The sequence below is a fragment of the Streptomyces sp. Je 1-4 4N24 genome, from assembly GCF_026239515.1.
GTDB classification, from domain to species: Bacteria; Actinomycetota; Actinomycetes; order Streptomycetales; family Streptomycetaceae; genus Streptomyces; species Streptomyces nigrescens.
Genome location: NZ_CP110836.1, coordinates 657,891 through 676,781, shown reverse-complemented (window position 1 = coordinate 676,781; position 18,891 = coordinate 657,891). Strand labels below are relative to the sequence as shown.

The window sequence follows — 18,891 nt, the reverse complement described above, 5'->3', positions numbered from 1 at the left end:
AGGTTGTGGTGAGCGATGACGGATACGGAGGCGCCGCATGGTGCGCGCGGGGCTTACTGCGGTCAAAGTGGCGGAGGCTGCCGCGGAGTTGGCGGATGAGGTCGGGGCCGACAGGCTCACGGTGTCCGCGCTGGCGCGGCGCTTGGGCGTCAGGGACGCGAGCCTCTACTCGCATGTGAAGAACCTGCAGGACCTGCGCGTACGCATCGCCCTGCTGGCTGCCGTCGAGATGACCGACCGCATCGGCTCCGCCGTGGCAGGGCGGGCGGGCAAGGACGCGCTGATCGCCTTCGCTGACGCCTACCGGCAGTACGCACTCGACCACCCCGGCCGCTACGCGGTGAGCCAGATGCGGTTCTCCCCCGAGGAGGTCGCCGACTCCGCAGGGCTGCGCCGCAGTGTCGAGTTGACCTACGGCATGCTGCGCGCCTACGGCCTCACCGAGCCGGACCTGACTGACGCGGCCCGGATGCTGCGCAGCACCTTTCACGGCTATATCCACCTGGAACTCAGCGGAGGCTTCGGACACCCCCGAGCCGTGCAGGAGTCCTGGAAGCGCTCACTCGAAGCGCTCCATGTGCTTCTGGAGAACTGGCCTTCCCGACCCGATCGGAGCAAGTGATGCCCACCCCCACGACCGGCACCCTCAAGGTCCCCGGCGCCACCCTGCACTACGAGAAGCGTGGCAGCGGCCCCGTACTGCTGCTGATACCCGGCGGCGCGGCTGACGCCGGCGTGTACGAAGGCATGGCACCGGACCTCGCCGCCCGGTACACCGTGGTCTCCTACGATCCGCGCGGACTCTCCCGCAGCGCTCTCGAAGAGCCGCTCGCCGACCAGCGGGTGGAGGTGTGGAGCGATGACGCCCACCGGCTGCTCTCCGTGCTGTCACCGGACGGGGAGGCCTGCGTCTTCGGCAGCAGCTCGGGCGCGATCGTCGCCCTCGACCTGCTGGCCCGGCATCCCGGGCAGCCGCGCCGGGTGGTCGTCCACGAGCCGCCGCTGGTGGAGCTTCTGGACGATCCCGCCCCGCACCGCGCTCTCTTCGCCGAGGTGCGCGAGACCTTCCGTCTGCACGGCGCGGGTCCCGCAATGGCCCGGTTCAGCGAGGGACTTGGCGGCCGGCGCACCGAGGCGCCGACGGAACTGCCGCCCGGAATCCGGGAGATGGCGGCCCGCATGCACGCCAACCTCCCGGTCTTCCTGGAGCACATGCTGTGCCCGTTCACCGCGACCACCCCGGATGTCCCGGCGCTGCGCGCCGCCGCCCACAAACTGGTCGTCGCGGTGGGGCACGATTCCCGTAACCAGGAAGCGCTGTACGGACCGGGCAGCCGGCTCGCGGAACTGCTGGGCGGGCAGGCCGTCGAGTTCCCCGGCGGCCATGTCGGATGCACCGAACATCCGCAGGAGTTCGCCCAACGGCTGCTGGCGATGCTCGACGGGGGGCAGGGACTTTCATCCGGGTCACCGTGCGGACCCGGGGACGAGGCCCGCGCATCCATGACCTGACGAAGCGCGCAGCCGGCGAGGCAGGGGTCCCGGCAACCCAGCCTCCGGGGTGAGGAAGGCGTCCCGGACGAGGCCGCCTGTGTGGCCGACGATGCCGAGCTGGGCCCGGATGACTTCGAGCGGGCGATGGCGCTGCTGTGCGAACGCGACGGCTGCCGCGAGATCCGCGTCGTCGGCGGTGCCAATGACCTGGGTGCCGACGTCCTCGCGGTGACGCCAGAGGGACTCCGTCTCGTCCTCCAGTGCAAGCAGTACGGCGAAGACCACAAGGTCGGGTCCCAGGACCTCCAACGCTTCGGCGGGACCTGTTTCGCCATTCACGGCGCCGATATCGCAGCAGTCGTCACCACCAGCACCTTCACCGAGCCCGCAGTTGAGTACGCGGAGCAAAGCGGCATCCGGTGCCTCGACCACGACATGCTCTGCGCCTGGGAGGCAGGCACCGGGCCGGCCCCGTGGCAAGCCGGCGGCTGATCAACGTGGCGGCGTGGACCGCTGCCGTGTCCGGGGCGGTCCGTCAGCGCAGGGCGCTGACGGCACGGGGGGCCGCCAAGCTCTCCGCGACAGCAGACACACCCGTATTGGAGGGTGTTGCCGGCCGGCTCTCAGACGTGCCAGCTGATCGTGCCGCTATGGGCGGACAGCACCACCAGTAGCACGATGTCGACGGTGCCGAACAGCAGGCCCAAGTAGGCGCGCAGGCGTCGGATGGTGCCGCGGTAGAGAGCCGCGGCGCCGAAGAACAGGGCGCACGGACCGAAGATGATGTTGAACACCAGAATGCCCAGCAGACCGCAGAGGAACGCGGCGACCGCCATACGGTCGGCCTGCGGGTGCGGCCCGGTCTTCAGGGGGATCCGCGTGGAGGTCATCGGCCGGCCCCCTTCGTCGTACTGCCTGCCTTACGACGCTCCCTCGTGAAGAAGACCACCAGCCAGACCGCGATGGCGATTCCGGCGACGACCGTGACGGGCACGGGGACATGCCCCGCAGTGCCCAGCAGTGCGCCGAACAGGAACAGGGCTACGACCAAGAAGAGCATGATCCGCCTTTCCATAGGGGACGGCAGGGACCGGCGTCGGGACGCCGGTGAGCTCAAGGCTCCTGCTTGCGACACCAACTGCGCCCTTGGAGCGGTGCCTTGTCCCGGGTACCCGGATCATCTCCTTCTAACGGGCACCGTCCCCGGTGTCGGCTGCCTGTCCCGGTCCCGCCGGCCGGTCTCCTTGCCGCCCGAACCAGTCGACGCACAGCACCAGGGAGTCGTCCAGCGATTCGGCGTCCCGGTATGCGGCCAGATCACGAAGTACGGCCCGGGGCACATCGGCGGCCGGGAGCAGCCTGCCGGCATGGAGGGTCCGGGCCAGGGCCCGTTCCGCGTAAGCCTCCCCCTGCGGGGAGTGCGCCGCGTACACGCCGTCGCTGACGATCAGCAGCCGGTCCCCGGGCAGAACGTCGAATTCCTGCGCCTTGTAGTGGGTCTCCTCGAACATGCCGAGCGGCATCTGCGGTTCGAGTGCTATGCGCTCGATCGTCCTTCCCCGCAGTCGCCACAGCTGGGGCGACCCGGCATCCACGGCCTGGACCCGGCCCGTCGCGAGGTCGAAGCACAGCAGCAGGGTGGATACGTAGGCGGCTCCGCGGTATTGGGCGTAGAGGGCCTGGTCGGCCAGGGCCGCCTGGTCCTCGATGCTGATACCGGCCCGGCGTGCGTTGCGCAGCGCGTTCACGGCGAGGTGGGTGAGCATCGAGGCGTCGACGCCGGTGCCCATGCCGTCGGTGACGGCGAGGGTCAGCTCGTCGGCGTCCGAGGCCCAGTCGTAGTTGTCGCCGTGGGTGTCATAAGCGGGTTCGAGGTGAGCGCCGATGGCGTACTCGTCAGCGGAACAGGCCCTGGCCGGCAGGAGTTGCCACTGCATTTCGGCGGCCAGGGTGAGCCGGCTGATGCGTCGTGCCCGCTGGTAGACGTCGGTGTCGCGCTCGGCCACCACGAGTTCGTGGCCGAGCAGACCGGCCGCCTGGGCAAGGCCGTCGACGGCTTCCGGAACGGACCGCTCAGCGGGCAGCCGCACGGTCAGAATGCCGGTGCGTTCCCCGCGGACGGTCACCGGAAGGTGGTGCTCGACGACATCTCCGTGCCGGCTCCGCTGACGGGGCTGCTGACTGCCGAACGCTCTGCCCTCGGCGCTGTTGGCGACGGGGACCGGTGCGGCGGCCGTCCCCACCGCACCGAAGGGCGCGAGGGCCGTCGCCCCGTAGTCCGCGAGCAGCAACTCCACGGAGAGTGCTCCATAGCCTTCGGCGAGTACCTCACGAAGCGTGTCCACCAGAGCGTGCGGGGCCGACGCTTGCAAAGCTCGTGCTACCTCAGGGCGTTGAGTCACGGTCTCTCAGGCATTCTTCGTCCGTGGACGAGGGCAAAGGCGGGCGTCAGCTGGGAACGGCGCCGAATGACAGAACAGAGTGGGCGGGGTGGTCCCCTTACGGTGGCCGCGCGACCCCCGCGAGCGCGGAAGGGCGGGCGTCCTTCACGCAGTTGCACCGGCTGAGGCGTCGGTGCTGGGCAGGAGACGGCCCGATGGCTTCCACGCGGCGGACTCCTCCCCACTCGCATAGGAGCGACCGCCCATGCATCGTCGGCGGCCACACTCATGTTTCTGACAGCGCGTAGCGGAACGCGGGCCGCTCTTGGTCTCAAGCCACGCCGGTGCAGCCGCCTTGTTCTGTGACGAGAACAGATTGTTGCCTTATAGCGAATGTTGTCAAACGGCAACTATCGCTTCTATCCTGGACCGAGCTGGTCACGTGGCGTCCGGCACGTCCGGACCGATGAGTTGCTCAAGCCGTTAGCCCCTACAGCGAGGTTCACCGTGCTGCCCCAGCCCAGTAGAGGCCGACCGATTGAGACAGAGAGGGTCGTATGGCAAGGGCGAGAAGCTCTGCTCGTCGCCATCACGGGAGATCTTGATGTCGACAATGTCGCGCCCCTCGACGAGACCCTGAGGAAGGCGGCCGGGGACGGCATCGCACGAGTCGTCGTCGACCTGTCCGCCGTCACGTTCGCCGACTCCGCCGCGGTCAATGTCCTGCTCCAGGCACACACCGCGCTGGGCCCGGCGCTGCGCCTCGCTACCCCCTCCGCCGTTCTGGAACGACTCTTCACCCTCACCGGGATCGACACGGTCCTGCCGCTCCACGACTCCGTGACGAAAGCCCTCGACGCCGAGCCGCCGGCCCACCTCGCAACCGACGGCGGCTAGCTCTCCCAGCGGCCCGCCCGGCCTGGTGATTTTCGGGTCACACAGCCGCCCCGCCGTCCACGACACCACGACCTGCGGGCAGCTCCTCAGCGCGCCAGGGCCGCCTGTACCGTCTTGCCGCCGCAGGTCCCCGGGAGGACCACGACGTCGAGGGCGAGACTGTGCACCATGGGCCATCCGAAGCCGCCGTTGCTGCCGGACAGGTCGGGACGGCGCTCCTGCGGATGCGCGGAGCTGGGGTCCTCGACGAGCACCTCGATGCGCTCGCGGTCCGCTCGCAGATGCAGGGCCGTGACGGCACCCGCGTGCCGGAGCGCGTTGGCGACCAGCTCGGACACCAGGAGCAGCAAGTTCTGGGTGGTCCCTGCGGGGGGAGCGGGGCGGAGCAGGGCGACAAAGCCTCTGACGAAATCGCGGGCGTCCGCTGCGGAATCCGGATGGCAGACACGCTGGGCCGGCTGCGACGGGTGGTCCTCAAGAGCAAGCTGGTGTGGCACGGCCTTCTCCCCCCCCATTACCTTCTTGGTGGCCCCGCAATGGGGCGCCTGGCCTCCGGAGTTGGTATGACTTTCTCCCCCTGTCGAACGCATGGCCTGGGGGGTGGTGTCACCAGCTCCGGAGGCATCGACAGACCGCTGATTAGGGGCATGACCACCGGCTTCTTCGCAGGTCGGGAGGCTCTTCGTAATGTGGATGTGGCGATCGGTGCCGTGGGACGGCCGGGCGGGAACGACCGGAGGAAGCACGTGATCGACGTCAGCGACATCGGTGCCTTCCTCGGCCTGGACGTCGGCAAGGGCGAACACCACGCCACCGCCGTCACCCCGGCCGGGAAGAAGGCGTTCGACAAGCGGCTGCCCAACAGCGAACCCAAGCTCCGCGAGGTCTTCGCCAAGCTGCAGGCCAAGCACCAGACCGTGCTGGTGGTGGTCGACCAGCCCGCATCGATCGGTGCTCTGCCGCTGGCTGTGGCCCGGGACATGGGCTGCCCGGTCGCCTACCTGCCGGGCCTGACGATGCGGCGGATCGCCGACCTCTACCCCGGCGAGGCCAAGACCGACGCCCGCGACGCCTTCGTCATCGCCGACGCCGCCCGCTCGATGCCGCACACACTGCGGACGATCGAGCTCGCCGACGAGGCGGTTGCCGAGCTGGAGATGATCGTGGGCTTCGACGACGACCTGGCCGGCGAAGCCACCCGTGTCAGCAACCGGCTGCGGGGCCTGCTGACGCAGATCCACCCGTCGCTGGAACGGGTGCTGGGGCCACGAGTGCAGCACCCAGCGGTGCTCAAGCTGCTCGACCAGTTCGGTTCCCCGGCCCAGATCCGCAAGGCCGGACGCCGGCGGCTGGTCAGCCTGATGCGGCCGAAGGCACCGCGCATGGCCGAACGCCTGGTTGAGGACATCTTCACCGCGCTGGACGAGCAGACCGTCGTCGTCCCCGGCACGGATGCAGCCGCATTGATCGTCCCCAGCCTCACCCGCTCGCTCCAGGCAGTGCTTGACCAGCGGAAACTCCTCGCCACCAGGATCGAGGAACTGCTGGAGACCCACCCTCTTTCCAAGGTCCTGACGTCCATGCCGGGGATCGGCGTCAGGACCGGAGCACGGATCCTCATCGACGTCGGCGACGGTTCCCGTTTCCCGTCCGCCGCCCACCTCGCCGCCTACGCCGGACTCGCCCCAGCCACCAGAAGCTCCGGCTCCTCCATCCGCGGCGAACAACCCTCCCGGAGAGGAAACAAGCAGCTCAAACGCGCCTTCTTCCTCTCCGCGTTCGCCGCCCTGGCCGACCCCGCCTCCAGGACCTACTACGACAAGAAGATCGCCCAGGGAAAACACCACACCCAAGCCCTCCTCTGCCTCGCCAGACGACGAGCCGACGTGCTCTTCGCCATGCTCCGCGACGGCACCTTCTACCAGCCCCAACCCGCCCCCATAGGTTGACGAAACCCATAGGGGCACCCCCCGCTCGGTAGGGCCCCGTTCTCGGCTGCTGTTCATGACGCGTCTACCCAGACAATCGCTCGGGAAAAGGAGGTGTGCGGCCCGCCGCGGCGTGGCCGCTCAAGGCCGCCGGGTCAGGGGCTGCCCTGCGGGTTCTCCGCCCGGCGGACGGCCAGGGCGAGCGTGTCGTCCGGATGAAGGATCACCGTGTGCATGTCCTTCGCGATGGCGCCGGGGATCTCGTCCACCGGACGTCGGGCGTGGGCCCAGGAGCTCTTGACGAGTCGCGCCTCGCCTTCGATCGGATCCCGTCGGCTCTCGGTCAGTCCGTCGGTGTAGAGCACGAGAAGGTCGCCCTCGTGCAGCGTGTCCTCCAGCACGGACTCGCTCCCGGGAAGCGGAAACCCGATTCCCCGGCCGCGGACCTCCAGGTAGTCGGCGGTCCCGTCGGCACGTACGACCAAGGCCGGCGGGTGGCTGCCGTTGGCCAGGCGGAGGGCTCCGGTTTCGGGGTCGATACGGGCCAGCAGGACGGTGGCCATGATCTCGGGGTCGAACGGCGCGAGGATGTCATGGGTACGGGCCACGATGGATTCCAGCGGATGGCCTTCGAGGGCCAGTGTGCGCACCGCATGCGTGACATTGAGTGCACTGCGGGTACTGCGCACCCCGTGGCCCAGCGCGTCCACGACCGTGATGTGCATCGTGCCGTCGGGGAGCAGGAGCCAGTCGTAGAAGTCGCCTCCGGTGGGGGCGTCGGTATCGGCCGGGGCGTAGTGAACGGCGAATTCCAGGCCGCTGACGGTGATCGGCGGGGGACGTAGCGCGTCCTCCAGCTCGCGCAGGATCTGGCCGTGCGCCCGGCGCAGTCGCTCGTCCCTCTCCTCCAGTTGGATGTAGAGGGCGAGCACCCCGCTGTTGGTCTCGGCGAGTTCGTCCTTGAGCCGGTGCAGTTCGGTGGTGAGGGTGTCCACCCGGGAGAGCGCGGCGCCGAGGTCACCTTCGAGCGCCGCGATCTCCGCCTCGTAGGCCACCGTGCCTTCGCTCTCCCGGGTGTGGCTCTGGGCGGGAACCGCGCTGTGCGGTGCGGGCACCGCGGCGGGAGGCGGCGAGTCCTCCCCTTCGCCGAGGGGGAGGTGCCAGGCAATGGTGCCGTCGGGCGTGGCGTGCCCGCGCAGCGGAAGGTCGGTCAGGCTCTGCGATGCTGCTGTCTGCCCGGTGTGCAGGATGACGGCCAGCAGTTTCTCTCCGTCGGGCACGGATTGTTCGACGACCTCCAGGCGGACCGGGCCGCCGGCGTCGAAGGCGGCCGTGGCCGTCCGGGACACGGAGAGCAGCAGACGCGCTCCGTGGTGGGACGGAAGCCGGTGGGCTTCGCAGAGTTCCCGGACGGCGCGGCGCAGGCCCGGCAGGTTGTGGAAGGTGTGGGGGGTCACGGAAGTCTCTGGCTGGGTCGGGCGGCGAGCATGGTCGCATCGTCGCGGGTGAGGCGGTGGCTGTGGGCGATGGACGCGGCGAGGAGGAGCGGCGGCAGCCGACGCACGAAGGGCGAGGGTGACTGGGCCCATCGTTGGTCGATGCCATCGGAGTGCAGCACGGCGGTGGCGCCCGGCGGCAGGGGGAAAGCGCGCACCTGCGGCGCCGTCATGTTCAAGCCGGCTATACCGGGTTGGCCGCTCAGGCGATGGCCCACGTCGAGCGGCGTCAGCGTCAGGACACGGACGTTGCCGATACCGGTGTACTCCGCCCGGCCGGGATGCAGACGCAGCAGGCCCACCGCCGCGCCCCGGGTGCGGCGCAGCGCTCGATGGAGGGCGGTGACCAGTGCCGGCAGGGGGAGGTCCGGGGCCCGGTGAAAGGACCGGATTGCCGTCTGCGCGGCCTCGGCTGCTTGCGGGCCGTGACCGAGGCCGTCGACCACGAGCGCGGTGCGGACAGTGCCCTGATCGACGACGGCGTAGGCGTCGCCGCTCAGCTGCTCGCGGTCCGCCGGCAGACAGATGGCGCCCACTTCCTGGCCGGCCGGCGGGGTGGCTTCGGGCTCGGTGAGGCGGGCGCAGACGAGGGTTCCGGTCCCGGGCTGCGTACGGATGGTGAAGTCGGTCGCTATCCGCTTCACGGCACCCAAGCCGGCACCGAGCGTGTTGCCGGTGGTGTATCCGTCGGTGAGGCACTGCTGGAGTGTGCTGATGCCGGGACCGTGGTCCGCGGCGACGATCTCCATCCCGCCGCCCAGGGGCAGCGGCTGGATGAACAGCGAGCCGCCGGTCGCGTGGTTGGCCAGGTTGCCGGCCAGTTCCGAGGCGATGACGGCGGCCTGGTCGGGCAGTGCTCCCGGCAGGCCGCAGCGTCCGGCGACCGCGCGGGCGGTCTCGGCGGCAAGATGAACGGCGCTGTAGTGGTCGACAGCGATGTGTGCCGTCGGCAAGGCTTCGGGGAGAGTCAACGCCCCGCCCATCGAGTGGCGATCACGGTTGTGCCCTGCCCGGACGCGGTGTGCAGTTCGAAGTCGTTCATCAGCCGCCGGGCGCCCCCCAGACCGTGGCCGAGGCCCGCGCCGGTGGTGAAGCCGTCGGTCAGCGCCGCGTCGACGTCCCTGATGCCGGGCCCGCTGTCATTGACGGTCAGACGCAGCCCGGCGTTCCCGCCCAGCGTCAGATACTCGATGGTCACGCTGCCGCCTCCGCCATGGATGAAGGCGTTGCGCGCCAGCTCACTGGCGGCGGTGACCACCCGCGTCTGGTCGACGATGCTGAATCCGGCACGCAAGGTGGCCGCGCGCACCGCGTGGCGGACGGTCAGCAGGTCTTCCTCGGTACGCACCTCGTGGACGGTCCGGTCCGCATGTCCGTCACGGTCTCCCTTTCCGTTACGGCCAGCGGTGTCGTTCGCCGGGGTGGCGGCGGGAGCCACCGCATCGTCAGTGCTCCGGGCGGAACTCACTCAGGCTCCCTCCGGACGGCTGTGGACTCTGACGCCAGCCCAACGCGGCCATGCCTTGTTCGGCGTTGAGCGCGGTCTCCACTCCGGTGAGCTGGAGTCCCAGCTCGACCAGGGTGATGGCGACCGGCGGCCGCATCCCGGCAACGATCACCCGGGCACCCAACAGCCGCGCCATGGTGGTCAGTTCCATCAACGTACGGGCCACGAAGGAGTCGACGATCTCCAGCCGGGAGATGTCGATGAGGACACCGCGGGCCCCATCGCTGGTGATGCGGTCGGTGAGCTCCTGGGTGAACGCCACGGCGGTCTTGTCGTCGAGTTCATTGAGGAGGCCCGTGACCAGGACGTTCCCCAGACGCAGAATCGGGACGCCACCCGAGGCGGGGGCGTTCATCGCCTGTCCAGCGGGGCGGTGTCCGATGCTGCGTCGGTGAGCTTCACGGCTTCTCCGAGGGCGTCGGCGAGGGTGGCGCGGGTCAGGATCGTCGACAGGTCGATCCCGAGCTGCGCGATGGTCTGCGCGATGGGCGGCCGGATGCCGCTGATGACGCAGTCCGCGCCCATCAGACGCACCGCGTTGACGGTGTGCATCAGGTGCTGGGCGACGGCCGTGTCGACCGTGGGCACGCCGGTGATGTCGATGATGGCGACCAGCGCCTCGTGCTCCTGGATGGCCTGGAGGAGGTTCTCCATCACCACCTGGGTACGTGCGGTGTCGAGCGTGCCGATCAGCGGTACGGCAAGGACCTGGCGCCACAACCTGACGACCGGCGTGGACACCTCCAGCAACTGCTGGCTCTGCCGGCGGATGATCTCCTCGCGCCCCTCGACGAAGATCTCGAACGAGAGCGCACCCGCAGTGTCCAGCAAGCGGTTGATCAGCACCGCACTGCCGAAGAGGTCCTCCCCCTCACGGGTCCGCCGCTGCACGGCCTCCAGCAGGGCTTCCTTCAGCGACAGGACCGCCAGGGAGGTCGCGGTGGGGGAGACGCCCCGGCGCGCACGCCGCATCGAGATCTCCGACACCGCCCGGTGCATCTCCTCGTGCGAGGTGACCACCTGCTCGACCGGAAGGCCGCAGTCCAGACCGGAGAGCAGAGCGCCGACCAGCGCATCGGCCTCCTCACCCAGCTCGACCTCGCTCACATCCCCGTCCAGCGACGGCTGCGCCAGCTGCAACTGCACCCATCGGTCCGAAATGTCATCGGCCTCTTCGCGCAGCACGCTGGTGACGCGCTCGCGTGCGGCAGCCTCAGCGGAAACCAACTCAGTGTCCTTCCGGGGTCCGGCCCGCCTGACCGCCTCGGGACTTCTCGCCCGACGGTGCGGCCGGACCCACCCGCGCTCGACGATAATTGCCTTCCGGCAAATGTTAGCGAGCGCGATCAAGCGTGGGTAGGCGCGGGCCCCCTCTTCACCCGCCGAGGCGGAGAACGGCCGGACGGCTGAATCCGTGCGGTGATTTTGCGGCCGGAGAGGAGATATGAGATCCCGGATCCGGACCATGCCGGAGGCAGCCCCTCCTGAAGGGAACCGGGCACGGGCCGCGCAGAGGCGGAAACGGTTCAAGGGCGCCGGCACCTGGCCGACACCGGTCGCCGCCTAACGGAGATCGTTTCCGAACCAGTCAAAACACAGCACCACGGCGTCATCCAGCGTCTCCGCAGCACGGTATTCGGCCACATCACGCAGGACGGCCCCCGGCGCCATGGCGGCGGGCAGCAGCCGCGTGGCGTGCAGCGCCCGCGCGAGCGCGCCCTCGGCATACCTTCTGCCCTGCGGCGAGGGCGCCTCGTATACCCCGTCGCTCACGAACAGCAGTCGGTCACCCGGCTCGACCGTGAAGCTCTCCGCCGCGTAGTGGGACTCCTCGAACATGCCCAGCGGCAGCTGCCTGTCCAGCTCGATGCGCTCGACGGACTTGCCCCGCAGCCGCCACATCTGCGGCGAACCCGCGTCGATGATCTCCATGTGCCCCGTCGCGAGGTCGACACGCAGAAGCAGTGTCGATACATGGGACCTGCCCCGGTAGTGGCTGTAGACCGCCTGGTCGGCCAGTGCCGCCTGATCGGCGAGGCTGACGCCGGCCCGGCGGGCGTTGCGCAATGCGCTGACGGCGAGGTGGGTGAGGAGCGATGCGTCGACGCCCTGCCCCATGCCGTTGGTGACGGTGAGGGTCAGCTGGTCGCCGTCCGACGCCCAGTCGAAGTTGTCGCCGTGCACGGCGTAGGCGGGTTCCAGCTGGGCACCGACGGCGTACTGCGCAGCGGTACACGCCCGGGCCGGGAGCAGCTGCCACTGCATCTCCGCCGCCACGGTGAGGCGGCTGACGCGGCGTACCCGCTGGTAGACATCGGTGTCCCGCTCGGCGACAAGGATCTCGTGACCCAGTTGGCCGGCCACCTGCCGCAGCTCGTCGAGGACGGCCGACGTGGACCGTCCGGCGGGAAGCCGGACGGTCAGGATGCCGATCCGGTCGCCGCGCACCGTCACCGGGAGATGGTGGTCGATGGCCTCACCGTGGGGGGTCTGCTGCTCGCGCGGCTCCTGGCTTCCCAGTGCCCGCCCCTCCGGGCTGCCGGCAATGGGCAGTGAGCCCTCGCCGCCTTCCGAGGAGCCGCACGGGCTGAGGACCGTACCGCCGTAGTCCGTCAGGAACAGGTGCACCGAGGTAGCCCCGTAGGCGGAGGCGAGATGGTCACGCACGGTGTCCAGCAGGGCGTGCGGGAGCGAGGCACGCAGCACCGCTCCCACCTCGATGCGATCAGTCATGGTTCCCGAGCACCCTTCGTGCGGCGCCAAGAGCAGGGTCGGTCTGACAACGGGAGGCGCAGGGTGACAGAGTGTTCGTGTGTCCCGTTTCACCAGTCGGTCCCCTTCCCGCGAACAGGCGAGCGCGGCGGCCCTTGCCGCCTCCGAGTTGCTCGAGGTCCTGTGGGGGCACGGACAGGAGGCGGCGCGCTCGGCGGAGGTCTCCCTCTCCCAGCTCCGCGCCCTGCTGGTGATCGAGAAACGGGAAGGTACGAATCTGCGCACGCTCGCCGAGGCGCTCGCCTCGCGTCCCTCGGCGGTGAGCAGGCTCTGCGACCGTCTGGAAGCGATGGGTCTCGCCGAACGGGGCCCCAGTGCGACCAGCCGTCGTGAGGTCGAGTTGCGGCTGACCCTGCGCGGCAAAGTGCTGCTCGAGGAGTACCGAGCGGCGCGGAGCCGGGAGGTCACGGCCACCCTGGAGCGGATGGAACCCTCCGACGTCGTCAAGCTCGCGGCCGGCCTCGAGGCCTTTCACGCGGCGTCCGCCCGGCTCGCGGCCGACGAGGGCGGCGCGGCCACCCGGGACGACGGCGTCGCGGACAGTGCGTAGCGTCACCTGAGCTCCGTCTCTCGATCCGACATTCCCCACCGGAAACGCTCTGCGCAGACGGGATAAACGGATCGCCGCCGCACCGGCGACGTTATCAAAGCGCAATATCGCCACCTCGCCGGGCGATCGCGCGGCCGACGCTGTGCGGTGGGGCCGATCGGCCCCCTCCGCGGGGGACTCTTCCGCATCACCGGTACGGTCGGGCCGGGCGGTGGGCTGCGATGCCGAGGCCACCCCCGACGGTCCCCTGGAGCGGGCGGAGGTGGCCTCCCCGGCGAGTAGCGCCGGACAGGTTTCCGGTCCACGCTCTGAGAGGTGTGGCGACACGCGAAGCCGGAAGCCTGGGGGCCGTAAGTTACCGGAAGTGATCACGCAGTGGTGGCATCGGCGCGACAGCAGCGCGTTGGCAGGCCGGTGCGGGTTCACGGGGCCGTGGGTGCCTCACCCATCGGGCCGACGCTTCGTGTGGCGGGCGCCTGGCCGAAAGCTTGCCGGCCGCTGTCGGTTGAAGGAGTCAGTTCATGGCGGAGACGACCGTGACCATTGCGTCGCCGGGCGGATTGCGGGTGCGTCCCGCGTCGCGGATTGTGCAGGAAGCGCAGGGCTACGTCTCGGACATCATGTTCCTCGTCGACGGCAAGGAAGCCAGCGCGAAGAGCCTGTTCAGCTTGCAGATGCTGGAGATGAGCCACGGCAAGGAAGTCGTCATCGTCGCCAAGGGCCACGATGAGCAGACGGCCGTCGAGGCCATTGCGAAGCTCGTCGAGTCCGTCGTTCTCTAGGGGCCGGTTCAGGGGCCGGCTCAGGGGACCAGCCCGTTGATGTGGCGTCCCGCGCCCTTTGGGCGTGAACTGGTAGATGGCTTCATGGCCAGTGGCGGCCTGTGGATCCGCCGGGCCGTGGAAGGACATCCAGAAGATCGCGATCGAGGAGCGGCATCATGCCTGCGGGTTCGAACAAGAAGCGTGAGCGGCAGTACGAGCACATCAAGGAACAGGCCGAGGAACGGGGCACCTCCGAAAAGCGGGCGAAGGAGATCGCCGCGCGCACCGTCAATAAGGAACGCGCCCGCTCCGGTGAGGCCAAGTCCGCGAGCAAGACCTCCCTCCGGGACCCGAAATCCGCCCCGCAGCGGGGCGGCGAGCGCTCCCACAAGGGGCCGCTGAGCCCCACCAGGGACCAGCTGTATGAAGAGGCCAAGAAGAAGAACATCGACGGCCGCTCCCAGATGAACAAGGAACAGCTCCGCAAGGCCGTCGGCCGCTGAAGCGACGCCCTTTTCCCGACGCGGAAAGCAGACGCCGCAGGGACGGACCGGCCGACGGCCGTGGCCCGGGCGGACCGGCTCAGTCGAGCCACTGGGAAGCGAGCCCGGCGAGGTAGGAAAGGGACAGGGCTGTTGTGGTGATCTGCAGCCCTGCCGTTCCTCCGGTCCAGTGAGTGAGGACGGCCATGGCGGAAGCCACCCACACGCTCGTACACCAGCTGCAGCTGACCAGGTAGGACGGTTTGGAGTCATCGCCGAACCGGTCGGCGACCCACGAGCGGAAGCCCGCCGCGAGGGTGTCCTTGGTGATGAATCTGGTGAGGCGGCACGTGGCGCCGAGGGAAAGCAAAAACTCCAGAAGGCTCATGAAACCCACCCTGTAACCGCGAATGCCCCGGGCGATCCGTTACTGATTGATGATGAGGATGGTGCCGATGCCGCCCGCTCGTTTGTTGGCCGCATCAGCCTCTTGCCACGTGTAGTAGTGGCGCACCGTGCCGTCAGGCAGCGTCAGTTGGTAGATGGTGATGGCCTGGCGGGCACCGCCGCCGCAATTGCAGCCCATTTTCCGCTCCTTCGGTGACTTTTCGCGATGAGGGTCAATCGGTCCGACGGGGACCGCCATGTCTCCGGGCTTATCCTTGTGGCCCAGCAGCCGTCCCCCGTATGTGCGTTACGGGGGACGGCTGTCTCGCTGGGTCATTCATCGGCCCGAGGCCGTTCTCGCCGGTTCGGATCAGCGGCTGCACGCTTCCTGCCACGCAGCACGCCGGCCGGGACGGGACGAGACCTCAGGTGAGGCAGATGCCCAGGGTGCTGGACGAGCTGAGCGTCCCACCGGCAGTGGGTGTGGTGGCGGTGTAGCTGGAGTACAGCACCTGGCCGATGTTGAGGGTGGCCGTGCAGCTGGCGTTGCCGCTGGCGTTGGCCACGGCGGTGCACACCACGGGGCCGGAGGGGCCGTCCAGGTGGAAGGTGACCACCGCGCCCGGAGTCGCGCCACTCGCGCTGAAGGTGGCGGTGGCGAAAGCCCACGGCAGCGGGGGGAGGTTCAGCGTGTAGCAGGCCGGGTTCGCCGTGAGCCTCCCTGTCGATGCGCCGACGTTGACGGTCGCCGTCCCGGACACCCCGACGCAGGAGCAGGTGGTGTTGGCGGCGATCACGGTGGCGGTGACCACGTTGGCTCCGGCAGGGAGCGTGCTGGTGGTGACGCTGGCCTGGCCGGCGGCGTTGGTGACGCCGATGCCCAGGGGGCCACTGGTGGTGGAGAAGAGCACGGTCGCCCCTTGGACGGGGGCGCCGCCGCAGGTGACGGTGGCGGTGACGGTCACCGGCTGGCCGGCCGTCGGGTTGGCGGGCGTGGACGACACCGTGACCACGCAGCTCGGTGCCGCGCCGACGTTGACGGTCGCGGTGGCGGCGACGCCGACGCAGAGGCAGGTGGTGTTGGCGGCGATCACGGTGGCGGTGACCACGTTGGCTCCGACAGGGAGCGTGCTGGTGGTGACGCTGGCTGTCCCGGCGGCACTGGTGACGCCGATGCCCAGGGGCCCGTTGGCGGTGACGAAGAGTACGGTCGCGCCCTGAACGGGGGCGCCGTTGCAGGTGACGGTGGCGGAGACGGTCACCGGCTGGCCGAAGGTCGGGTTGGCCGGCGTGGTCGTCAGCGTGATCGCGCAGTTCTGTGCCGCGCCCACGGTGATGTCCACCGTCGCGGAGATGCCGACGCAGATGCAGGTGGTGTCGGCGGCGATCACGGTGGCGGTGACGACGTTGAGCCCGCTCGGCAGCGTGCTGGTGGTGACGCTGGCTGTCCCGGCGGCGCTGGTGACGCCGATGCCCAGGGGCCCGTTGAGGGTGGCGAAGAGTACGGTCGCGCCCTCGACGGGGGTGCCGTTGCAGGTGACGGTGGCGGTGACGGTCACCGGCTGGCCGGCCGTCGGGTTGGCCGGTGTGGTCGTCAGCGTGATCACACAGTTCTCTGCCGCGCTGATGGTCAGGGTCGCGGTGGCGGCGCCACTGGCGGGGCCGACGGCAACTACTGGGCCCGTCGTGGTCCCTGTGAAGGTGACGCTCGCATTGCCTGCGGCGTCAGCGACTACGGACTGGGGGAGTGCCGCGTCATAGGTGAAGGTGATCACCTCTCCCGGTGCGGCACCGGTGACAGCGGCTTGGAACGTCTGGCCCGCCGAGACGGTTGCCGGTGTGAGAGTAAGAGCGAGTGCCATGCTGGACAGCCCCTTTCGAAGGCTCCGTGAAGGAGGTGGGGGGCTGATGCACGCCGGAAGGCAGGAGACTGTCCGAGCGCGCTCACCTGCCGGGGGTGCCCTGAAGAACTCGACGGAACTGCATCACACCAGCAGCCGTCCATGGTCCCCCGCCAGGGGATGGGCACCCCACCGTCGGTAGCACCGATTCAACGGACCCGCCGGACGCCACGCCACAGCTGGCGAGGAACGTAACCCGGATGGCGCAGCGCGCACGGGCGAGGAGTACCGACGCCGGGCCGTCCGTGCCACACGCCGTCGCCCCCTTCCTGGGCCGGCGGGGCGCCGTCGATATACCGGCATGACGACGGCCCCCGGTCGGGCGACGGGGGCCGGTCCTGCTGTCCGAACGACACGCCCCTAGGACCGGCGACGGCCGCTCGGGTGCTACCCCAACTCTGCCGACAACGCCAAGTCCCCTCCGGAACCGCCATATGCGCCGCCTTCAAGCGAATGGGGAGCCCTTAGGAGAAGAAGCGCAGCAGGGCGTCTGCAGTGTCATGCGGGTTGTCTTCAGCGACGAAATGTCCAGCTTCAGGGACGGTCGCCTGGTGCGCCCCGGGGATCGAAGAGGCGAGGCGATCGCCGGTCGCCGGTTCGAGCCACAGATCCTGCTCACCCCACACCACCAGGGTCGGAGCGGTGATCTTGTCCAGTCGGTCCACGACTTCGCGGGTGTCCTCGAAGCTGACGGCTGTCACCTGATCGATCCAACGTTGCTGGCCGGCCGCTCCGGCCCACGGGGACAGATAGGCATGTGCGACGTCGTCGGACATCGGACGGTGAGTGGCAGTGCGAAAACGTGCGGCGATGACGTCGCCGAAGATGTCAGGGGGCATGGTGCGGTAGACGTCCGCGTGCCGCTGCTGGTGCTCGGTGAACGGCGTGTTCCAGGGGCCGAGGACCGCCGCGTCCAGCAACGCCAGCCGGTGGACAGGAAGTTGCTCGACCAGGTGGGCTCGCAGCACGATCCCTCCGCCGATGTCGTGGCCGACCAGGCTCGGCGAGTCGAGGCCCCAGTGTTCGGTGAGCTCGACCAGCGTGCGGGCCTGCTGGGCGATCGAGGGCTCAACGCCCGGATCAGGACGGGAGTCACCGAAGCCGAGCAGGTCCCAGACGTGAACGGTGTGCTCGCGGGCCAGTAGTGGGGCGACCTCGCGCCACAGGTAGGACCAGGCCGGGGTGCCGTGAACAAGGACCACGGGTGGCCCTTCTCCGAAGACGCCTGCGGCGACCTCGCCGCCCGACACGCGGACCCGGTGGGCCAACCTCCACGCGGGCTTCGTGTGCGTAGCCATGGCAAACACTCCCAAGCTAAGGGGTAAACTTGGCTTTCTCCGGTTACCGTAACATGGAGTAAGGCTTGAAAATCGATTTCTCTGATTACGCGCTGGGTGCGGGGGCAGCCACTGACCTGGTCAACACCGCCCCGGCAGTCCGCAGTTCGGGCGAGATCCTCGCCGCCCCGGCCGCCTTGGCCCAGTTCCTCGCCGAGCACGACCTCCACCCGGACGCCGTGAAGCACGGCCATCGGCCCACCGAAGAGGATCTCGACCAAGTGCGCACCCTCCGCCAGGAAGTCCGCACCATCCTGGAGGCCGCCACTGAGGAAGACGTCGTCAACGCCGCCAACGCGCTGGTCGCCCGAGCTGCCATCGGCCCTTCCCTGTACCACGACGCCACAGGCCGGTGGCAGTGGTGCATCGCGACCTCTTCGAACGCCTCTCTCGCCGACGAGCTGGCCGTCCTCATGGGCACGGGGCTGCTCGGCGCCCTGCGAACTCTGAGCCACGACCGGTTCCGGCACTGCACCGCCCCGGCGTGCAACGGGATGTTCGTCGACACCAGCAAGGCCGGGCGACGCCGTTACTGCATGCCCGGCATCTGCGGCAACCGTCGCAATGTCGCCAACTACCGCGCCCGCAAACTGACAGATACAGAAGGCGCCCCGGAAGGCACCTGACGCGTCTGTTTCCAAGCCGATGCGACAGACCTTCGGGAGGGCGAACAGAGGAGGTGGGCCACCGGGGGAGGGGTTACGGGCGGTGGCCCCAGGCGGAGATCATCGGGGCGGTGGCCAGGTCGAGCCGTCCGGTGGCGACGTTCGCCAGGTGACGGTCGATCTCCTCGTCGGTGGCGAGTCCTTCCGCCACCAGACGATGGCGGATCTGCCGCACCGTTGCGGCCTCCAGCACGGCACATGCCGGCGAGGTGATCGGGAAGTACGCATCGGCCTGGACGTCGTCCAGACCGGCCTCACGCAGCAGCCTGGGCAGCGTCCGACCGTAGGCGAGGTCCGCACCGCGCGCCGCCATCAGGGTGCGGAAGACAC

The 18,891-nt window shown here is 69.3% G+C and carries 22 protein-coding genes and 2 pseudogenes; 9 read left to right on the top strand and 15 right to left on the bottom strand.

Annotated elements, in window-relative coordinates; genetic code table 11:
* The first annotated feature begins 37 nt into the window (after positions 1 to 37).
* From SLV14N_RS02615 to SLV14N_RS02605, 3 genes and pseudogenes are all read left to right on the top strand, one after another.
* The gene (locus SLV14N_RS02615; RefSeq protein ID WP_208679537.1) at positions 38 to 622 is read left to right on the top strand and encodes a TetR/AcrR family transcriptional regulator; all 585 of its coding nucleotides are present in this window, start codon (positions 38 to 40) and stop codon (positions 620 to 622) included.
* Positions 622 to 1,512: an alpha/beta fold hydrolase gene (locus SLV14N_RS02610; RefSeq protein ID WP_263267845.1), complete on the top strand. Its 891-nt coding sequence runs from the start codon at positions 622 to 624 to the stop codon at positions 1,510 to 1,512. The genes SLV14N_RS02615 and SLV14N_RS02610 overlap by 1 nt, the downstream gene beginning before the upstream one ends.
* A 99-nt stretch (positions 1,513 to 1,611) precedes the next feature.
* Positions 1,612 to 1,986 (top strand): annotated as a pseudogene (locus SLV14N_RS02605) (restriction endonuclease); the annotation flags it as partial.
* A gap of 131 nt (positions 1,987 to 2,117) precedes the next feature.
* Here SLV14N_RS02605 and SLV14N_RS02600 read toward each other — a convergent pair.
* From SLV14N_RS02600 to SLV14N_RS02590, 3 genes are all read right to left on the bottom strand, one after another.
* A complete protein-coding gene (locus tag SLV14N_RS02600; protein WP_208679535.1) occupies positions 2,118 to 2,384 on the bottom strand; it encodes a DUF4190 domain-containing protein in 267 nt (88 codons plus the stop codon).
* The gene (locus tag SLV14N_RS02595) at positions 2,381 to 2,554 is read right to left on the bottom strand and encodes a hypothetical protein (RefSeq protein WP_167540479.1); all 174 of its coding nucleotides are present in this window, start codon (positions 2,552 to 2,554) and stop codon (positions 2,381 to 2,383) included. Before SLV14N_RS02595 ends, SLV14N_RS02600 begins: the two co-directional genes overlap by 4 nt.
* Before the next feature lie 127 nt (positions 2,555 to 2,681).
* A complete protein-coding gene (locus SLV14N_RS02590; protein ID WP_208679533.1) occupies positions 2,682 to 3,896 on the bottom strand; it encodes a PP2C family protein-serine/threonine phosphatase in 1,215 nt (404 codons plus the stop codon).
* Positions 3,897 to 4,382: 486 nt separating this feature from the next.
* On the opposite strand from SLV14N_RS02590, the gene SLV14N_RS02585 reads away from it, so the two are divergent.
* On the top strand, positions 4,383 to 4,772 hold the full coding sequence (locus SLV14N_RS02585; RefSeq protein ID WP_311044670.1) for an STAS domain-containing protein: 390 nt from the start codon (positions 4,383 to 4,385) through the stop codon (positions 4,770 to 4,772).
* 86 nt (positions 4,773 to 4,858) lie between these two features.
* On the opposite strand, the gene SLV14N_RS02580 is transcribed toward SLV14N_RS02585, so the two are convergent.
* A complete protein-coding gene (locus SLV14N_RS02580) occupies positions 4,859 to 5,269 on the bottom strand; it encodes an ATP-binding protein (RefSeq protein ID WP_208679532.1) in 411 nt (136 codons plus the stop codon).
* Positions 5,270 to 5,518: 249 nt separating this feature from the next.
* Here SLV14N_RS02580 and SLV14N_RS02575 point away from each other — a divergent pair, with 249 nt between their 5' ends.
* On the top strand, positions 5,519 to 6,721 hold the full coding sequence (locus SLV14N_RS02575; protein ID WP_208680617.1) for an IS110 family transposase: 1,203 nt from the start codon (positions 5,519 to 5,521) through the stop codon (positions 6,719 to 6,721).
* A gap of 134 nt (positions 6,722 to 6,855) precedes the next feature.
* On the opposite strand, the gene SLV14N_RS02570 is transcribed toward SLV14N_RS02575, so the two are convergent.
* The 6 genes from SLV14N_RS02570 to SLV14N_RS02545 form a co-directional block, all read right to left on the bottom strand.
* Positions 6,856 to 8,157 (bottom strand): PP2C family protein-serine/threonine phosphatase, encoded by a 1,302-nt coding sequence (locus tag SLV14N_RS02570; protein ID WP_263267841.1) that lies wholly within the window; start codon positions 8,155 to 8,157, stop codon positions 6,856 to 6,858.
* Complete coding sequence (locus SLV14N_RS02565) at positions 8,154 to 9,149, bottom strand: SpoIIE family protein phosphatase (RefSeq protein ID WP_263267840.1); 996 nt, start codon at positions 9,147 to 9,149, stop codon at positions 8,154 to 8,156. Before SLV14N_RS02565 ends, SLV14N_RS02570 begins: the two co-directional genes overlap by 4 nt.
* 14 nt (positions 9,150 to 9,163) lie before the next feature.
* A complete protein-coding gene (locus SLV14N_RS02560) occupies positions 9,164 to 9,664 on the bottom strand; it encodes an ATP-binding protein (protein WP_263267839.1) in 501 nt (166 codons plus the stop codon).
* On the bottom strand, positions 9,642 to 10,058 hold the full coding sequence (locus tag SLV14N_RS02555; RefSeq protein ID WP_208679528.1) for an STAS domain-containing protein: 417 nt from the start codon (positions 10,056 to 10,058) through the stop codon (positions 9,642 to 9,644). Before SLV14N_RS02555 ends, SLV14N_RS02560 begins: the two co-directional genes overlap by 23 nt.
* Positions 10,055 to 10,930 carry an STAS domain-containing protein gene (locus SLV14N_RS02550; protein ID WP_263267838.1) on the bottom strand — a complete coding sequence of 292 codons (876 nt, stop codon included), beginning with the start codon at positions 10,928 to 10,930 and terminating at the stop codon, positions 10,055 to 10,057. Before SLV14N_RS02550 ends, SLV14N_RS02555 begins: the two co-directional genes overlap by 4 nt.
* Positions 10,931 to 11,266: 336 nt before the next feature.
* Positions 11,267 to 12,436 carry a PP2C family protein-serine/threonine phosphatase gene (locus SLV14N_RS02545; protein WP_263267837.1) on the bottom strand — a complete coding sequence of 390 codons (1,170 nt, stop codon included), beginning with the start codon at positions 12,434 to 12,436 and terminating at the stop codon, positions 11,267 to 11,269.
* 79 nt (positions 12,437 to 12,515) lie between these two features.
* Between SLV14N_RS02545 and SLV14N_RS02540 the strand changes: the two genes are divergently transcribed.
* The 3 genes from SLV14N_RS02540 to SLV14N_RS02530 all read left to right on the top strand — a co-directional run bounded on the left by SLV14N_RS02540 (position 12,516) and on the right by SLV14N_RS02530 (position 14,292).
* Positions 12,516 to 13,025 carry a MarR family winged helix-turn-helix transcriptional regulator gene (locus tag SLV14N_RS02540; protein ID WP_208679525.1) on the top strand — a complete coding sequence of 170 codons (510 nt, stop codon included), beginning with the start codon at positions 12,516 to 12,518 and terminating at the stop codon, positions 13,023 to 13,025.
* 521 nt (positions 13,026 to 13,546) lie between these two features.
* The gene (locus SLV14N_RS02535; RefSeq protein ID WP_208679524.1) at positions 13,547 to 13,807 is read left to right on the top strand and encodes an HPr family phosphocarrier protein; all 261 of its coding nucleotides are present in this window, start codon (positions 13,547 to 13,549) and stop codon (positions 13,805 to 13,807) included.
* A 158-nt stretch (positions 13,808 to 13,965) separates the two neighbouring features.
* Positions 13,966 to 14,292 carry a plasmid stabilization protein gene (locus SLV14N_RS02530; RefSeq protein WP_208679523.1) on the top strand — a complete coding sequence of 109 codons (327 nt, stop codon included), beginning with the start codon at positions 13,966 to 13,968 and terminating at the stop codon, positions 14,290 to 14,292.
* Positions 14,293 to 14,371: 79 nt separating this feature from the next.
* On the opposite strand, the gene SLV14N_RS02525 is transcribed toward SLV14N_RS02530, so the two are convergent.
* The 4 genes from SLV14N_RS02525 to SLV14N_RS02510 form a co-directional block, all read right to left on the bottom strand.
* A complete protein-coding gene (locus SLV14N_RS02525) occupies positions 14,372 to 14,659 on the bottom strand; it encodes a hypothetical protein (protein WP_208679522.1) in 288 nt (95 codons plus the stop codon).
* A gap of 39 nt (positions 14,660 to 14,698) precedes the next feature.
* Positions 14,699 to 14,917 carry a hypothetical protein gene (locus SLV14N_RS02520; protein ID WP_208688333.1) on the bottom strand — a complete coding sequence of 73 codons (219 nt, stop codon included), beginning with the start codon at positions 14,915 to 14,917 and terminating at the stop codon, positions 14,699 to 14,701.
* Positions 14,918 to 15,083: 166 nt separating this feature from the next.
* Positions 15,084 to 16,520, bottom strand: a complete 1,437-nt coding sequence (locus tag SLV14N_RS02515; RefSeq protein WP_263267833.1) for an Ig-like domain-containing protein — start codon at positions 16,518 to 16,520, stop codon at positions 15,084 to 15,086.
* Positions 16,521 to 17,023: 503 nt separating this feature from the next.
* Entirely contained in the window at positions 17,024 to 17,857 is an 834-nt protein-coding gene (locus tag SLV14N_RS02510; protein WP_263267832.1) for an alpha/beta fold hydrolase, read from the bottom strand.
* Between the two features lie 65 nt (positions 17,858 to 17,922).
* Here SLV14N_RS02510 and SLV14N_RS02505 point away from each other — a divergent pair, with 65 nt between their 5' ends.
* The gene (locus SLV14N_RS02505; RefSeq protein WP_263267831.1) at positions 17,923 to 18,522 is read left to right on the top strand and encodes a CGNR zinc finger domain-containing protein; all 600 of its coding nucleotides are present in this window, start codon (positions 17,923 to 17,925) and stop codon (positions 18,520 to 18,522) included.
* A 73-nt stretch (positions 18,523 to 18,595) separates the two neighbouring features.
* Here SLV14N_RS02505 and SLV14N_RS02500 read toward each other — a convergent pair.
* Positions 18,596 to 18,886 (bottom strand): annotated as a pseudogene (locus SLV14N_RS02500) (SAM-dependent methyltransferase); the annotation flags it as partial.
* Between the last annotated feature and the right edge of the window lie 5 nt (positions 18,887 to 18,891).